Origin of the sequence: Pseudoalteromonas sp. S1650 (genome assembly GCF_005887195.1) — a bacterium.
GTDB lineage: Bacteria > Pseudomonadota > Gammaproteobacteria > Enterobacterales > Alteromonadaceae > Pseudoalteromonas > Pseudoalteromonas simplex.
In genome coordinates this window covers 134,454-150,919 of record NZ_PNDF01000008.1, presented here as the reverse complement: position 1 = coordinate 150,919, position 16,466 = coordinate 134,454, and the positions used below count along the sequence as shown (strand labels likewise).

Genomic DNA, 16,466 nt, shown 5'->3' with positions numbered 1-16,466 from the left:
GCTTAATGCGCCTTTTAATTATTCAACTCAACTAGATTATTTATTGTAGTGCTCATACATTTTATCGAGCGGCTCTGATAAACCATTTTCTTGTACCACTCGCACATGCTGGCGAGCTAACTCGCGGGCACTTGATACACCACATGAATGAGCAATCAGCCCTGCACCATAATGAATAAACTTATTATAATTGGCGACACGTTGTGCCTTATCGGTCACATCTAGGCCCCGCTGTAAGCGTTCATTATGAGTCGTAATACCGGTCGGGCAGGTATCTTTATTACATTGTAGAGCCTGAATACAACCTAACGAAAACATATGACCACGCGCCGACACAATAAAATCAGCACCCAGCGCGAGTGCCCAAGCCACTTTTGACGGTACGATTAGCTTACCCGATGCAATCACTTTCACTCGTTCTCTGAGACCATGTTTTTTTAGCAAGTCAACAACCAAAGGCAGGCTCTCTCGTAGCGGTAAACCAACTGAATCCATCAAGGGTTGAGGGGCAGCGCCCGTTCCACCGTCGGCACTATCAATAGTGATAAAATCAGGGGCAGATTCAATACCACGGTTATTTATTTCACTAAACAAGGTTTCGAGCCAAGTGTATTCACCAATAACCGCTTTAAAACCGGTTGGTTTACCTGTGGTACTGCGTACCGTTTCAATCATATCGAGTAAATCTGCTGGGCATTTAATCTCTGGGTGACCATTTGGACTAATCGAGTCATGCCCTTCAGGAATACCCCGAATTTTTGCAATTTCAGCAGTCACTTTGCGCCCTGGTAACATACCCCCTTTACCGGGTTTAGCACCTTGACTCATTTTAATTTCGAACATTTTAACTTGTTCGTGCTCAGCAATCGCTTTGAGTTTTTCGGTGCTTAATTTACCGTGCTCATCTCGTACACCATATTTTGCCGTGCCAATCTGAAACACAATATCGGCGCCACCTTCAAGGTGGTAAGGGCTGAGCCCTCCTTCGCCGGTATTCATCCAACAGCCGGCTAATTTTGCCCCTCGCGATAATGCGCGAACAGCGGGCTTAGATAATGCGCCAAAGCTCATACCTGAAATATTAAATAACGAGTTTGTTGTATAAGGAGCTTGGCAATAAGGCCCTAACGTGACTTCGCTTGGATCAAGTGCATCTTCATCTAAAGTCGGAAACGCACAGTTCATAAACATCACAGTGCCCGTTGCATCAAGGCTTTGGGTTGAACCAAAGGCCGTAGTACGGTCAACATTTTTCGCAGCACGATACACCCAGCTTCGCTCAGCACGATTAAATGGTAGCTCTTCCCTATCCATGGCAAAAAAGTATTGTCGGAAGAATTCACCTTGGCGTTCAAAAAAATAACGAAAGCGACCGATCACCGGGTAATTACGGCGAATCGCCTGTTTAGATTGCGTCACATCACTAATGTAAAAGCACACAATCACCAGCAAACCTATACCGAGTGCAAAAATAAACAAGCTGGCAAATACATCGATACTAAAAATTATAAAATCACTCATCCAAGGCCCCTTTGTGAAATGACATCCTTCAAAGCATATAAGGTGTTTATATTACGTGCAATAAACAAAAAGGCGTGATGTAAATCACGCCTCTTCTTTTATACTGCTATACAGCTATGCTGCTCGTTTTGCTAATTCAGCTTTAATATAAAGTTGAATTTGCTCTTCAAGCACTGACATTGGCACTGAGCCATGACGCAATATTTGATGGTGGAATTCGCGAATATCGAAATCTGCACCAAGTGCTTGCTCAGCTTCGTGGCGTAGACGTTTAATAGTTAGCTCACCAATTTTGTATGACAACGCTTGTGCAGGCCATGAGATATAACGATCAGTTTCTGTCTTCACATTATGCAATGAAAGCGCGGTGTTTTCGCTCATAAACTTCATTGCACGCTCGCGGCTCCAGCCATACATATGCATACCTGTATCAACCACTAAACGTGCCGCTCGCCACATCTCATAAGTTAAACGACCAAAGTCACTGTATGGGTCTTGATAAAAGCCCGCTTCGATACCTAAAAACTCCGAATATAAGCCCCAACCTTCACCAAATGCCGACAAATATGCATTACGGCGATAACTTGGTAATGACTCAAGTTCAGCATTTAGCGAGATTTGTAAATGATGCCCAGGTACTGCTTCGTGTAAAGTTAATGCTTCAAGTACATACAACGGGCGCTTATCTAACGCATAGGTATTAACCCAGTAATAACCTGCTTGGTCATCACGGCGAGAGCCTGAGTAACGACCCGTTGTATATTTAGGTGCAATGCTCTCTGGCACTGGCGCAACACCGTACGGCATTCTTGGCAAGGTGTGGAATAACTTAGGTAACTGCGCATCCATTTTCTTGGCAATGTAAGACGCTTCTTTTAGCAAATCTTTTGGTGTTTTTGCGTAAAATTGCGGATCAGTACGTAAAAAGTGCACAAAATCAGCAAACGAGCCTTCAAAGCCTACTTTCTCGATAATTTTTTCCATTTCTGCGCGAATACGCGCGACTTCTTGTAAACCCAGCTCATGGATTTCTTTTGGCGTCATATCTGTGGTGGTGTAGTACTTAGCGCGATTTTCGTAAAACGCTTTGCCATTCGGCGTACTTGAAATACCAATATCTGTACGTGCACCCGGTTGATATTCATTGTTAAAGAAGGTTAAGTAACCTTGATATGCCGGAATAACTTGTTCTGTGATAATGGTTTGCGCTTGCTTTTGTAGCGCTGCAAACTCGCTATCACTTAGGCCTGCCGTGTTATTTAAAAATGGTTTGTAGAATTCAGACTTAGTAGCATCATCAACAATATAAGCCGTGATTGAGTCTTGATAACCTTCTAAAACAGCCTTTGGCTGGGTTAGGCCCACTTCAAGCCCCTTTCGCATCCAGCCAATATTTTGCGAAAAATAGCGAGGAATTTGCTGTAATTTAGCGAGATATAGCTGGTAATCTTGTGGTTTTGTGTAATCTGAGCTGGAGATCATAAATGACAAGCTAGAATGGAACCCATATTCAGATGTCAGCGGCATATAGTGCGCATTAAACACATATTCATCGACACTATTTTGCACTTGGCCGCGTAAAATAGTCAGGTTAATGCGATTTTCTTCCGATAACTTATCACGGTCGATAGCGTCTAGCTCGGCAAGTAACTCTGTATTCTTTTGGTATTTTTGTTCTAAAAATTCAGCCGATAGATTTTCTAATAAATAACCATCAACGCCATTATCTTTACCATACGGGCTGATGCTTTGGCGATAATTAACAATATTTTCGGCTACTTGAGTAAATTGCTGATCAGCATCAATATTTGTTACTTGGCAAGCGCTTAAAGTACACGCTAAAGCAACCGCAATAACAGAACGATTTAAAGTTCGCGACAGTGTTTGTTTCATAGCATTCTTTTTAGTTTTAATCAGTATCGCTAAAGTAGCGCAGCACTGGCTAAAACCCAAACAAATGCGACCAAGCTCAGGTTAAATACGCTCAAATTAACAACGGTGTATAAATAAGAATGAGCAAGGTTTAAGCAATTTTTAATTACACTTGTTAAAGTTGTTGAGAAAATCAGCTAATAGACACAAACGAAACAAATTTAAGTTCCAAAGTAAGCGATTTTGCTTTTAAATAGGCTGATTACAGATTACTGTAGACTCAGTATTTATGCTTGGAAGCAGCTATACCTTACGGAAGAGATGATTAATTGGTTGATATGCGTATTTAGTGGTATTGAAAAATGATGTTCCATGATCCCATGGCTATTGCTCAAGAAAAAATGACAAAGGTATGTATCTTTTTAGAACATCATGCATTACCGCCGTCACCACTTAACTACCAAGTTGTTTACACCTACGTCAGCCAGTCTAACCCTAAACTTAACGCCGCTATTGACCGTGCCATCGCACAAAGAAAAACCATCGATTGTGTCTATGTAGAACAGCTTTATTTCGATTTTATAGAGCAAGGGCATAAAATGAAAACCGCCATTGTTCGCAACGTTGACTCAGTAATTAACACCCTTTCGCGAAATGCTAACAATAACGAGCAAAATATTGTGCGCTTTGCTGATCAAGTCACAGAATGTGTTCATTCAATTGATGAAAACAATATTGAGCAAACGCGTCATGCATTAAAAATGCTCAGTAAGCAATCTGAAGTCCTGCTCAATCAGCATCGTCAATTTAAGCAAGAAATAGCAAAAGCCAAATCACTACAAGAAAAAACCCAAAAACAGCTCACTCAATTACGCAAACAACACATCACCGACCAACAAACCGGCTTATACAAGCGCCATTACTTAAATCAACAAACTCAACTTTGGGTCGGCCAAAATAAAGCGGTTTGTGCTATCTCTATTCACATTGAGAACTTAAACCATTTTATTGAAAACTATGGTGATGTGATTGGTGAAGTAATTTTAAATAAAGTCGCCAAGCAGGTGCAAAAATACGTACAAGAAAGCGGCTTACCTGGGCGCACAAGTAAAGATGAATTTACCATCTTACTTGCTGATATTGAGCCTGAAACTGCCAACTTAATAGCCGAAAAAGTACGAAATGGTGTCGAAAAGCTGCGCTTTGTCAGCTCAAAAAATGGCACCAAACTCCCCGCTATTACCTTAGCCCTAGGTATCGCTAAACATGAAGGCGATGGCGACTTTAACAGCTTAGCCCGTAAAGCCTCTTTAGCAGCTGCGAAAGCCAAGTCGCTTGGGCAAAGTAGTTTTATTGCCGGCCAGTAAAGTTTAAACCTGTGCTAAATCATGAAAAGCAATGCTAATCTGATGATTTAGTTATAATCAAATTGCACCCCACAGCTACAATCAAGTACACTAGTCTTTATTGCCACGATAGAGATTAATCATGAACGAGAATCAAGAAAAGACCACGCATTTTGGCTATAAAACCGTTGCTGAAAACGACAAAGCATCAATGGTTGCAGATGTATTCCACTCAGTCGCTGCAAAGTATGACGTAATGAATGATCTAATGTCGTTCGGTATTCATCGTTTATGGAAACGCCAAACTATTGCAAGTTCTGGTGTTCGTAAAGGTCACTATGTATTAGATCTTGCTGGCGGTACAGGCGATTTGACCGCTAAATTTAGTCAGTTAGTGGGTGAAACAGGCCAAGTTATCTTAGGCGATATCAACTCTTCAATGCTGAAAGTTGGCCGCGAGAAACTGCGTAATCTTGGTCGTGTTGGCAATATTGAATATGTACAAATGAATGCCGAAGCATTGCCATTTCCTGACAACAGCTTCGACTTAATTACGATTGCCTTTGGTCTTCGTAACGTGACCGATAAAGATAAAGCTCTACGCTCAATGTATCGTATTCTTAAGCCTGGCGGTCGTTTACTTGTGCTTGAGTTCTCAAAACCAGAACAAGAAATACTGAGCAAAGCTTACGATTTCTACTCATTTAATATCTTACCTAAGATGGGTGAGCTGGTTGCGAATGACAGCGAGTCTTATCAATACCTTGCTGAGTCTATCCGTATGCATCCAGATCAAGAAACATTAAAAGGCATGATGGAAGATGCGGGTTTTGAACAAACCAGTTATCAAAACCTTACTGGCGGTATTGTTGCCCTTCACCGTGGTTTTAAATACTAAAAACTCTGTAAATTAAGTAGGTAACGCGATGTTAGCAAACGCTCTGTTATCACTCGTCGAACGAATCATTAATCAACTGCTGCAGTTAGACCCTCATTTAAAGGGTAAGCTTGCAGCAATTGCTGATAAACAGCTGTTGATTGAGATACGTGATTGGCAACAGTCAATTTTGTGCGTTTACAGCGACGAGCAAATTCACTTATACAGTACGCAAGAACGCAGTTTTGACTGCATGATCAGCGCCGATATCAACACCTTGTTAGCGCTTAAAGATCCATCAATGCTCACGCAACTCATTCGCCAAGACAAGCTCGACTTACAAGGCGATTTAAATCTTGCGCAAGGCTTTAGCAATGCGTTTGCTGAGCTTGATATTGATTGGCCAGAACATTTTTCTCGATACATTGGCGATGCCCCAGCACAACAGTTGTGGCTCTCTATTCAAGCTTTAAAACGTCGTGGTTCACAAACGAGAAGCAAGTTAGAAAATACCTTAACAACGCTTTGCCAAGATGAGTTAGCAGTGACCATAAATCCTCTTGAACTTGCTGAATTTAAACAGCAAAATCGCCAATTAAAAAGCCAAGTATCTCAATTAGAGATGCGAATTAACGCGCTGTTACAGTCACGCTAATGCGCTAAGGAACTTGTGTGTCGTCTGCTCGTCTTTATTACATCACTAAAACCCTACTGAGCTATGGCTTAGACGAATTAATTCCACGTAAACGAGTGCCTTGGTTTGCCAAACTCGCCCGTGGCAGCTTATTTTGGTTACGTAACCAACATAAAGATAAACCTGCAGGTATGCGCTTAAGACTTGCATTGCAAGAGCTCGGCCCGGTGTGGATCAAGTTTGGTCAAATGCTTTCTACACGCCGTGATTTACTGCCGCATGATGTCGCATTAGAGCTTGCACTGCTACAAGATCAGGTTGAACCTTTTGAAGGTGAGCTTGCCCAGCAACTGATCGAAAAGGCGCTCGGTATTAATGATATTAGTGAATTATTTAGTGATTTTTCGCAAACACCTTTGGCATCAGCCTCGATTGCACAAGTTCACACGGCAACCTTAATAGATGAGCATGGCGCACCACAAGATGTGGTGATTAAGGTCATTCGCCCTAACATTAAAGAGCAAATTGATGCCGACTTAATGCTAATGCAAAAAGTCGCACGCTTAGTGGCTAAGTTATTAAAAGAAGCCAAACGTTTACGCCCTATAGAGGTAGTAAACGAGTACAAAAAAACCTTGCTCGATGAGCTCGACTTAATGCGTGAAGGGGCGAATGCGATTCAGCTACGCCGTAACTTCGAAGACTCAGATTCGCTCTACATTCCCTTTGTTTATAGTGACTACAGCCGCAGTAACGTATTAGTAATGGAGCGCATTTATGGTATTCCGGTATCAGATACCGACGCATTACTGGCACAAAATACCAATATGCAGCTACTAGCTGAGCGTGGAGTCGAAGTATTTTTCACACAAGTATTCCGCGACAGTTTCTTCCACGCTGATATGCATCCGGGTAATATCTTCGTTTCACGTGAAAACCCTCATAACCCAAAATATATCGGCATTGATTGCGGCATTGTGGGCACCCTTAATCGTGAAGATAAACGCTATTTAGCAGAGAACTTTATTGCCTTTTTCAACCGTGATTACCGCCAAGTAGCGCAACTGCATGTTGATTCTGGCTGGGTACCCGCCGATACCAGCATTGAAGAGTTTGAATTTGCCATTCGTACTGTGTGTGAACCAATTTTCAACAAACCACTGGCCGAAATCTCTTTTGGCCACGTGCTAGTTAACCTGTTTAATACGGCTCGTCGCTTTAATATGCAAGTTCAACCGCAATTAGTGTTACTACAAAAGACGCTGTTGTATGTTGAAGGCCTTGGCAGACAACTGTATCCGCAGCTTGATTTATGGAAAACCGCTAAACCTTTTCTAGAAGATTGGGTCAAAGAACAAGTTGGTCCGCTTGCAGTAATGAAAAAAATGTATGCGAACTTGCCATTTTGGGCAGAAAAAATGCCTGAATTACCTGATTTAATTTATCAAAACTTAAAGCGTCAACAACAACCTGTACAATTGCCAGCGCCGCAATCTGCTAAGCCTTTGTTACTTAGTATCTTTGCTGGTAGCTGTTTAATAGTTTCAGGCTTATGTTATTTACAGCATGACTTAGTCGCCAGTGTAATTACCGCAGGCTTTGCTATAGCAGGCTTTATTGCAGCATGGCGAAGCGCATAAACTAAGTGCTATTTATGTTTTGGTGGGTATAATCAAGGCAAGTCTATTCAATAAATTTGATAAAAACGGAGTAACCCATGGGTTTTGGTGGTATCAGTATTTGGCAATTAATCATTATTTTAGCAATCATCGTGTTGTTATTTGGCACAAAGAAACTTCGTGGCATTGGCGGTGATTTAGGTAGCGCAGTAAAAGGCTTTAAAAAAGCCGTGTCTGATGATGACCAAACTAATTCCAAAAGCGAGCAAATAGAGCAAGCTTCTAACACGCAAAGCAAAGAAACCGTAGAGAAAAGCAAAGACGACCATAAGGCTTAATCAACATGGGGATGTGGGAACTTGTTGTCGTACTTATCGTAGGTCTGATTGTGTTAGGCCCTGAGCGCTTGCCTGTGGCAATTCGTACAGTTAGCCGCTGGGTAAAAACATTAAAGTCAGTCGCCAATTCAGTGAAAGCTGAAGTGAACGAAGAACTCCGTATCCATGAGCTTCACGAGAACTTAAAAAAAGCAGAACAGCAAAACTTGCAAGAGCTCACACCAGATCTGCAAGATTCTGTAAACGAACTTCAAAAGGCTGCTCAGTCAGTTACCCACAGTTATAAAAAAGACACACCAGAAAAAGCAGAAACTAACAATAATGACGAAAAAAAGTGAATTTAATCTCTGCTTTTGTGGTCAATAACAATGATGATGAATAGTAAATTATGACCGAGCAAGCTCACACAGGCTTTGTTGGCCACTTGATTGAGTTACGAAACCGACTCATGAAAGCTTTGTTAAGCATTTTGCTAATATTTATCAGCTTGGTGTATTTTGCCAACGATATTTATAGCTTTGTTGCAGCTCCACTGATTGCAAACTTGCCAAGCACTGCCACCATGATCGCAACGGATGTAACAGCACCTTTTTTTGCACCGTTTAAACTCACCTTATTTGTGGCGTTATTTGCTGCTATTCCCATGATACTGCATCAAGTTTGGAGCTTTATAGCACCAGGTTTGTATCAACATGAAAAGCGCATGCTAATGCCAATTTTGGCCTCAAGTATCTTGCTATTTTATAGTGGTATCGCATTTTGCTACTTTGTGGTGCTACCTATTATTTTAGGGTTTTTTACTAATACTGGCCCTGATATGATGACATTAGCACCTGATATTAGTAGTTATTTAAGTTTTGCTTTAAAACTGTTTTTTGCTTTTGGTATTGCGTTTGAAATACCTGTTGCCATCATGCTGTTATGCTGGAGTGGCGCAACAACAACGAAAAGTTTAAAAGAAAAACGACCTTATATCGTGGTAGGTGTATTCGTGGTTGCCATGTTCTTAACACCTCCTGATGTACTGTCACAAACATTACTAGCATTACCCATGCTGTTATTATTTGAATTAGGTTTAATTTTGGCTGCATTCTATACCGCCAAACCTCAACAGGAATCCGAGGAATAAAATGAAAAAACAACTCATTCCCTTCGTTGCTCTTTTAACTATTGCTGGTACTGCACAGGCAGACGAAGTTAACTTACAAGCATTGCAAGCCTGTACTTTTGTTGAAAATGATTTTAACCGCTTACTTTGTTACGACAACGTAATGGCAGGTAAATCACTTTCAAAACCGGCTACAAAAAAACAAATTGAGCAACCTGTAACTAGCTCAGCAGCTCCTGTTGCCGCAGCAGCCGCAACAAGTGAACAAGCTCTAAAAACAAAAAATGAAGACTTTGGTTTAGAACACAAAGAAGTTGCAAAAAAAAATGATGACGAAATAACCGCAGTGGTTAAGAGCGTTAGAAAAGCGCCTTACGGGGAGCTGATTATAGAACTAGAAAACGGTCAACAGTGGCGCCAAGTAGGCTCAGATAGAATGAAGCTAGAGGTGAGCGACAAAGTCATAATTGAACGAGGCGTTTTCAATTCATTCTTGTTAAGAATCGAAGGGCAAAACCGTTCAATTCGTGTTAAGCGTACTGACTAATGAACTATTCGCTAGTTGATGCTGGCGTCAATTTAAGCAATCATCAATTTGATGATATTCATCAAGCTGTGTTACAACGTGCCGCAGAGGCAAATGTAACACAGATGCTTCTTATTGGCTGCGATCTGCAAAGTAGCCAAGCCTCTCTTAAACTCGCCAAACAGTTTAAGCAATTTTGCACAGCTGGGGTCCACCCTCATGATGCAAAAACTGCAGATGATCAGCTTGAAGCACACTTAACAACTCTCAGCCAACACCCTGAAGTGGTTGCAATTGGCGAGTGTGGCCTCGATTACAATCGTGACTTTTCTCCTCGCGATGTTCAGCGCAGCGTTTTTAGACGCCAGTTACAGCTTGCTGAGCAACTAAATATGCCTGTGTATTTGCATGAGCGAGATGCCAGCGAAGATATGCTCGCAATCTTGAGTGATTACAAGGTACGAGGCGTACTACACTGCTTCACGGGTGACGAAAACGCACTCCAAAGTTACCTAGCAATGGGGCTTTATATCGGTGTTACGGGCTGGGTCTGCGATGAACGCCGTGGTGAACAACTACAAGCCTTAGTACCAACTATCCCTTTAAATCGCTTGTTAATTGAGACTGATGCGCCCTTTTTAATGCCGAGAAATATTAGGCCTAGACCTAAAACTCGCCGTAATGAGCCTCAGAACCTTCCTTATGTATGTCAGCAAATTGCTGATTTAAAAGGCTCAGAATTTACTGAAGTGGCAAAACAAACTACACTAAACTTTCAGCAATTATTTTCCATAAAGGGTTAAGATGAAGCGCCTATGGTCACTTTGTGGCGTAATCTTCGTTGTTTTATTTACTCCTTACTTGCAGGCTAACTCCATTGTTGTTAGTTCACAATTCAAATCTCAACATACGCTTAATGTTGAGTACACCCTTGATCCTATCACTCAACAGCAAGCCTTTAGCAGTAACAATGTAACTTGGCATTCAAGCCAAGGCGAAACCCTAAATCTAGGTATGACTCTAAAACCAATGTGGCTCAAGCTATCGATAAGAAACACCTCATTAGATGTTATTCCACTGATATTATCGATAGATAACCCTTTACTCGATGAAGTGAGCGTGTTTCATCTTCAAGGTAGCCAATTATTATTTAACACAAAGATTGGGGATGCAGTCCCATTATCTAATCGGCAAATCAAAAATGAGTCTCTGTTAGTCTCATTAACCATTCCAAAAGCCAGCCACTCCGTTGTTTATCTTAAAGTTAAAAACAATGGGGGTTTAAGAGTACCTCTAAGCCTTTGGAAACCCTCAGAATACCTAAAGCATAAAAGTAAATTTAATTTATTGTACGGTTTATTAGTCGGTTTTATATTATCACTCGCACTCACTAATTTAGTGCTTTATGGCTTTTCTAGACGCCGCTATTTCGCCTATACAGGATTATTACTTACCTTGCTGTGGCTTTCTTTGGCTTACCTTTATGGCTTTGGTTATCGTTATTTACAACCTAGTGGCTCATCGTTTCAACAACTGACAATCCCAACTCTATTTTTTATCTGTGGTGCGTTATTTGTACCATTGCAAGGCTATATATTCGGCTTTGCCAAATCTCGCTTAAATCGTTTTCAGTATTGGTTAGCGTGGGTCGTGGTGCTTGTCACTGTAATAATGTGGTTCTTACCAATTCATATTGCAATTACACTGTGCTTGTTAAGTTTACCTGTGGTGCTCATCATCTTTGCAGGCATTGCTATTAAACAGTTTAATCGTGAATATAAACAACCTTGTAGCGCTTTTCTAATTGCCCTATTCGCATTTTTCTGCGCCATTATTTACAGTGCACTTGGGGTGTTTAACCCGTTTAATTTAAATATCGGCGTGCTTTCACTCACCTTCATTTGCTTTTTGGTTTGTAGTTTAAGTTTAAGCTATGCCGTTATAAAACTATTTTTAATGCAGCGCGATGCCGAAGTTGCAGCGCAACAAAATGCATTAGCGGAAAGCAAAGCAAAAGATACCTTAATGCGCGAGCGCCTTGAACTGCAAGAACAAGCGCGCCAAGACCTTGAAGCGAATATCGAGGAGCGTACCTTTGAGTTACAAGTGACATTACGCGAGCTTGAAGAGAAAAACCGAGAGCTTGAACAACTCAATATGGAAGACGCGCTGACAAAAACCAAAAATCGCCGTTACTTCGATAAAAAACTCCTGATGGATATTCGTCGCTCGCGACGTGAACAAACACCTTTAGCCATCATCATGTTAGATATTGACCATTTCAAAGCAATTAACGACACCTATGGTCATTTAACCGGTGATCAAACCATTCAATCTGCCGCCGATGTCATTAAACAGCACCTGAAACGACCTCTCGATGAAGTGGCACGTTATGGCGGCGAAGAATTTGTGGTGCTGTTGCCTAACACACCACAGGCTGGTGCCTTAGAAATTGCCGAACAAATACGCAAAGCCGCAGAAAATACTGATATAATAGTTGCCGGAACAACGATTAAATTTACTTTGAGTGCAGGTGTTTACAGCGCAATTGCTGAAGACATTAATAACCCAAGTTTATTCACTGACTATGCCGACAAAGCCTTATATCATGCCAAGCAAACGGGTCGAAATCGCGTAGTGAGTTATCCTCTACCAGACTAGGAGTATACAAAGCATGGCCCAATCAGGACTCGACCTTTTCCCTTATACACGTATGCGCCGCATGCGTCGTGATGACTTCTCTCGTCGCCTAATGGCTGAAAACCAACTAACCGTTAATGACCTTATTTTTCCTGTATTTGTGTTAGAAGGTAAAAATCGCCGCGAAGCCATTGAGTCTATGCCAGGCATTGACCGTCTTTCTATTGATTTACTGCTTGAAGAAGCAAAAGAACTCGTTGAATTAGGTGTGCCCGCAGTAGCGATTTTCCCAGTAACACCGAGCGATAAAAAATCGTTGCTGGCTGAAGAAGCCTATAACCCAGATGCATTAGCACAACGCACAGTTCGTGCACTTAAAGAAGCTTTTCCAACCCTTGGTGTGATCACTGATGTGGCACTTGACCCGTTCACCGTGCATGGTCAAGACGGTATCATTGATGAAGATGGCTATGTGATTAATGATGTCACAACTGAAATTTTAGTTAAACAAGCGCTGTCGCATGCCGAAGCGGGTGCTGATGTAGTTGCACCTTCAGACATGATGGATGGACGCATTGGTGCTATTCGTGAAGCACTTGAAGCCGAAGGTCATATCCACACTCGTATTATGGCTTACTCTGCAAAATATGCTTCAAGCTACTACGGCCCATTCCGTGATGCGGTAGGCTCTGCAGGTAACTTAAAAGGTGCCGATAAAAAGACCTATCAAATGGATCCAGCCAACTCAGATGAAGCTATTCGTGAAGTTGCCCTCGATCTGCAAGAAGGCGCAGACATGGTTATGGTAAAGCCTGGTATGCCATATTTAGATGTTGTACGTCGCGTAAAAGATGAGTTTGGTGTACCAACATTTGCATACCAAGTGAGCGGTGAATATGCCATGCATAAAGCGGCCATTGATAACGGTTGGCTTGCAGAAGAAGCAATAATCATGGAGTCATTATTGGCATTTAAGCGTGCTGGCGCCGATGGCATCCTGACATATTTTGCAAAACAAGCAGCAATTTGGTTAAAAAATAACTAATCTAAAGCAAATGTTCTAAAAATTGGTAATTATTCCGATTTTATTAACATTTTGTATTTAATTTGTCATAGATTTTTCTTAAAGTACTGTGTCCCATATTGGGACTTTTATAATACATACACGGGAAAAATAATGATAAATACAAAATTAACGCCGCTCGCGCTTGTGATTGCAAGCTTGAGCGCGCCTGCTTCTGCCAACCTAATCATCTCTGAATACGTTGAAGGAAGCTCTAACAATAAAGCGGTAGAGCTTTATAACACGTCTGGTGCTGATCTATCGCTTGACGGTTACACCATCTCTTTATACTCAAATGGTAATGGCGACCTTGCTGCGCCAAACAACACCTTAGCGCTAACCGGTACACTTGCTGCAAATGCAACTTACGTTATTGTTAACGCAGGCTCTGCTGATGAACTAAAAGCAAAAGGCAACACCGAATCAACAATCACTTATTTCAACGGTGATGACGCATTAGTACTAACTAAAGACGGTGCAATCGTTGATAGCTTTGGTCAACTTGGTGTTGATCCGGGTTCAGCATGGGATGAAGGCGGTGTTTCTACACAAAATAAAACGCTTCGCCGTAAAGCAACTGTGACTACAGGTCGTACAGATGCAACATCAGCATTCAACCCAAGCGATGAGTGGGAACAATTCGACCAAGACGATTTCAGCAATATTGGTTTATACGGTGATAGCACAGAGCCAACACCTGAACCAGATCCAGTGACACCGCTTGAGTGTGGCGCAACAAAAACGTTAATTAGCGCAATTCAAGGTGAAGGCGGTGACAGCCCGCTTATTAACACTGAGGTTGAAGTTGAAGGTGTTGTTACAGCTGACTTCCAAGGTGATGATCAACTAAAAGGCTTCTTCATTAGCTCACTTGCTGCTGATGTTGATACAAACCCACTTACTTCTGAAGGTGTATTCGTTTATTTCGCAGATACTGATGTTGCTGTAGGTGACCACGTACGTGTTAAAGGTAGCGTGGCAGAATACTACAGCGCAACACAACTAGGTGATGTTAGCCAAGTTGAGATCTGTGCAACCGGCTTATCGACAGATGCAACCGCAATCACTTTACCAGTTACTGACGTTGCAGACCTTGAAGCCTATGAAGGTATGTTAGTAACCATCGCGCAACCTTTAGTAGTTAATAATAACTACGGTCTTGGCCGCTATGGTGAAGTTGACTTAGGTACTGAGCGTTTATACCAAGGTACTCAAGTGGCGCTACCAGGTGATGCAGCGAATGCGATTGAAACTGAAAACCTTAAAAAACAAATCTTAATCGACGATGGTTCAACAAAGCAAAACCTTGATCCTATTGCTTACCCAGGTACGGGCCTTGATGCCTATAACACATTACGTTTAGGCGATACTGTTAATACGATTACCGGTGTGATGGGTTATAGCTTCGACCGTTATCGTATTCACCCTACAGTACAACCTGAGTTCACTGTAACTAACCCTCGTACAGATGCACCAGAGCTTAACGAAGATGCAGATCTACGTGTAGCAAGCTTTAACGTATTAAACTACTTTAATGGCGACGGCCAAGGTGCAGGCTTCCCAACTAGCCGTGGTGCAGATAGCGAAGAAGAGTTTACTCGCCAAGAAGCTAAATTAGTTAGCGCAATCACGGCTATAAATGCTGATGTGATTGGCTTAATGGAAATCGAAAATGACGGTTTCGGTGAAAATAGCGCCATTGCTAGCCTAGTATCTGCACTTAATGATGAAGATGCAGAAAATACCTACGCATTCGTTGATTTCGGCGTTGACCAAATTGGTACTGATGCAATCACGACAGCACTGATTTATCGCTCAAATAAAGTATCTGAAGTTGGTAAGGCTGCTCATACCACAGTAGAACCTTTCGATTACAGCAATCGCCCGCCAATTGCACAAAGCTTCCAATCTCTTGAAAGCGAAGAAATCTTCACTGTTGCCGTTGCCCACCTAAAATCTAAAGGCGGCTGTGGTAGCGCTGAAGGTAATAATGCTGACTTAGGCGATGGTCAAGCATGTTGGAATGAAATCCGTGTTGCGGGTGCAAATGCATATGCTGATTGGTTAGCCACTTACCCAACAGAAGTTGAAGATGAAGATATCATCTTAGTGGGCGATATGAACGCATACGCGATGGAAGATCCTATCCGTGCATTTGCAGATAAAGGTCTGAAGAGTGCGGTTGCTGAACTAGACGGCGACACATTAGGTTATTCTTATAGCTTCTCTGGCCGCATTGGTAGCCTTGACCACGCACTAGTCTCTGAATCTATGCTTGCTAAAGTTGTTGCTGCTACGGATTGGCATATCAATGCCGATGAGCCAATCAGCCTAGACTACAACCTTGAGTATAAATCATCGACACAACAAGCTAGCCTTTACGCTGACGATGCATACCGTGCATCTGATCACGACCCAGTGATTGTTGATATCCAATCTGCAGAGCCTGTTCCAGAACAACAAGCGCCAGTAATCGAAGTTCAGCAATCATTCGAAATCGTTGAAAACAGTGAGGTAGGCGCTGTGATTGGTCAACTTGTTTTCTCTGATGGTGACGCTGATTATACACCTGTCGTTAGCTTTAGCATTGAAGGTGAGCATGCTGACGCGATTGCAATCAGTGCTACAGGTGAAATCACAGTAGCCAAAGAGCTCGATTTTGAAGAAGAAGACAAGCTTACATTAATGATCCGTGCAGAAGATAGCGCAGGCAACTTATCAGAAGCACAATTACTCTACATCAACATTACCAATGATGTGGCAGATGATGTAACCGAAGAAGTTGAAGAAGATGAAACTGAAGAAGAGTCAAAAGATGATGATTCTGGTTCATTTGCTTGGTTAAGTCTACTTGCTTTACCATTTGCACTTCGTCGTCGCATGAAAAAATAAGCGACACCCCATTAAGTAAAAAGGCCGCTT

Annotated in this window: 14 protein-coding genes; 12 read left to right on the top strand and 2 right to left on the bottom strand. The window is 41.9% G+C overall.

Annotated features, from left to right (window positions below; genetic code table 11):
- Window positions 1–36 precede the first annotated feature (36 nt).
- Together CWB80_RS01860 and CWB80_RS01855 are read right to left on the bottom strand one after the other, a co-directional pair.
- Window positions 37–1,521 (bottom strand): FMN-binding glutamate synthase family protein, encoded by a 1,485-nt coding sequence (locus tag CWB80_RS01860; protein ID WP_138599077.1) that lies wholly within the window; start codon window positions 1,519–1,521, stop codon window positions 37–39.
- A 114-nt stretch (window positions 1,522–1,635) separates the two neighbouring features.
- Entirely contained in the window at window positions 1,636–3,414 is a 1,779-nt protein-coding gene (locus CWB80_RS01855) for a DUF885 domain-containing protein (protein WP_138599078.1), read from the bottom strand.
- 359 nt (window positions 3,415–3,773) lie between these two features.
- Between CWB80_RS01855 and CWB80_RS01850 the strand changes: the two genes are divergently transcribed.
- The 12 genes from CWB80_RS01850 to CWB80_RS01795 all read left to right on the top strand — a co-directional run bounded on the left by CWB80_RS01850 (window position 3,774) and on the right by CWB80_RS01795 (window position 16,436).
- Window positions 3,774–4,760, top strand: a complete 987-nt coding sequence (locus CWB80_RS01850; RefSeq protein ID WP_054552347.1) for a GGDEF domain-containing protein — start codon at window positions 3,774–3,776, stop codon at window positions 4,758–4,760.
- Between the two features lie 121 nt (window positions 4,761–4,881).
- Window positions 4,882–5,637: a bifunctional demethylmenaquinone methyltransferase/2-methoxy-6-polyprenyl-1,4-benzoquinol methylase UbiE gene (ubiE, locus tag CWB80_RS01845; protein ID WP_054552346.1), complete on the top strand. Its 756-nt coding sequence runs from the start codon at window positions 4,882–4,884 to the stop codon at window positions 5,635–5,637.
- A gap of 28 nt (window positions 5,638–5,665) precedes the next feature.
- Entirely contained in the window at window positions 5,666–6,271 is a 606-nt protein-coding gene (locus tag CWB80_RS01840; RefSeq protein WP_138599079.1) for a ubiquinone biosynthesis accessory factor UbiJ, read from the top strand.
- Window positions 6,272–6,288: 17 nt separating this feature from the next.
- Complete coding sequence (gene ubiB / locus CWB80_RS01835; RefSeq protein ID WP_054552344.1) at window positions 6,289–7,890, top strand: ubiquinone biosynthesis regulatory protein kinase UbiB; 1,602 nt, start codon at window positions 6,289–6,291, stop codon at window positions 7,888–7,890.
- Window positions 7,891–7,967: 77 nt separating this feature from the next.
- Entirely contained in the window at window positions 7,968–8,207 is a 240-nt protein-coding gene (gene tatA / locus CWB80_RS01830) for a Sec-independent protein translocase subunit TatA (protein ID WP_054552343.1), read from the top strand.
- Window positions 8,208–8,212: 5 nt separating this feature from the next.
- A complete protein-coding gene (tatB, locus tag CWB80_RS01825) occupies window positions 8,213–8,545 on the top strand; it encodes a Sec-independent protein translocase protein TatB (protein ID WP_054552342.1) in 333 nt (110 codons plus the stop codon).
- A gap of 50 nt (window positions 8,546–8,595) precedes the next feature.
- Window positions 8,596–9,336 (top strand): twin-arginine translocase subunit TatC, encoded by a 741-nt coding sequence (gene tatC, locus CWB80_RS01820; protein WP_063700986.1) that lies wholly within the window; start codon window positions 8,596–8,598, stop codon window positions 9,334–9,336.
- A gap of 1 nt (window position 9,337) precedes the next feature.
- Window positions 9,338–9,862 carry a hypothetical protein gene (locus tag CWB80_RS01815; protein ID WP_054552340.1) on the top strand — a complete coding sequence of 175 codons (525 nt, stop codon included), beginning with the start codon at window positions 9,338–9,340 and terminating at the stop codon, window positions 9,860–9,862.
- A complete protein-coding gene (locus tag CWB80_RS01810; protein ID WP_138599080.1) occupies window positions 9,862–10,644 on the top strand; it encodes a TatD family hydrolase in 783 nt (260 codons plus the stop codon). The genes CWB80_RS01815 and CWB80_RS01810 overlap by 1 nt, the downstream gene beginning before the upstream one ends.
- Before the next feature lies 1 nt (window position 10,645).
- The gene (locus tag CWB80_RS01805; RefSeq protein ID WP_138599081.1) at window positions 10,646–12,502 is read left to right on the top strand and encodes a sensor domain-containing diguanylate cyclase; all 1,857 of its coding nucleotides are present in this window, start codon (window positions 10,646–10,648) and stop codon (window positions 12,500–12,502) included.
- A 13-nt stretch (window positions 12,503–12,515) separates the two neighbouring features.
- Complete coding sequence (gene hemB / locus CWB80_RS01800; protein WP_063700976.1) at window positions 12,516–13,526, top strand: porphobilinogen synthase; 1,011 nt, start codon at window positions 12,516–12,518, stop codon at window positions 13,524–13,526.
- Between the two features lie 132 nt (window positions 13,527–13,658).
- Complete coding sequence (locus CWB80_RS01795; RefSeq protein ID WP_138599082.1) at window positions 13,659–16,436, top strand: ExeM/NucH family extracellular endonuclease; 2,778 nt, start codon at window positions 13,659–13,661, stop codon at window positions 16,434–16,436.
- The last annotated feature ends 30 nt before the right edge of the window (window positions 16,437–16,466 follow it).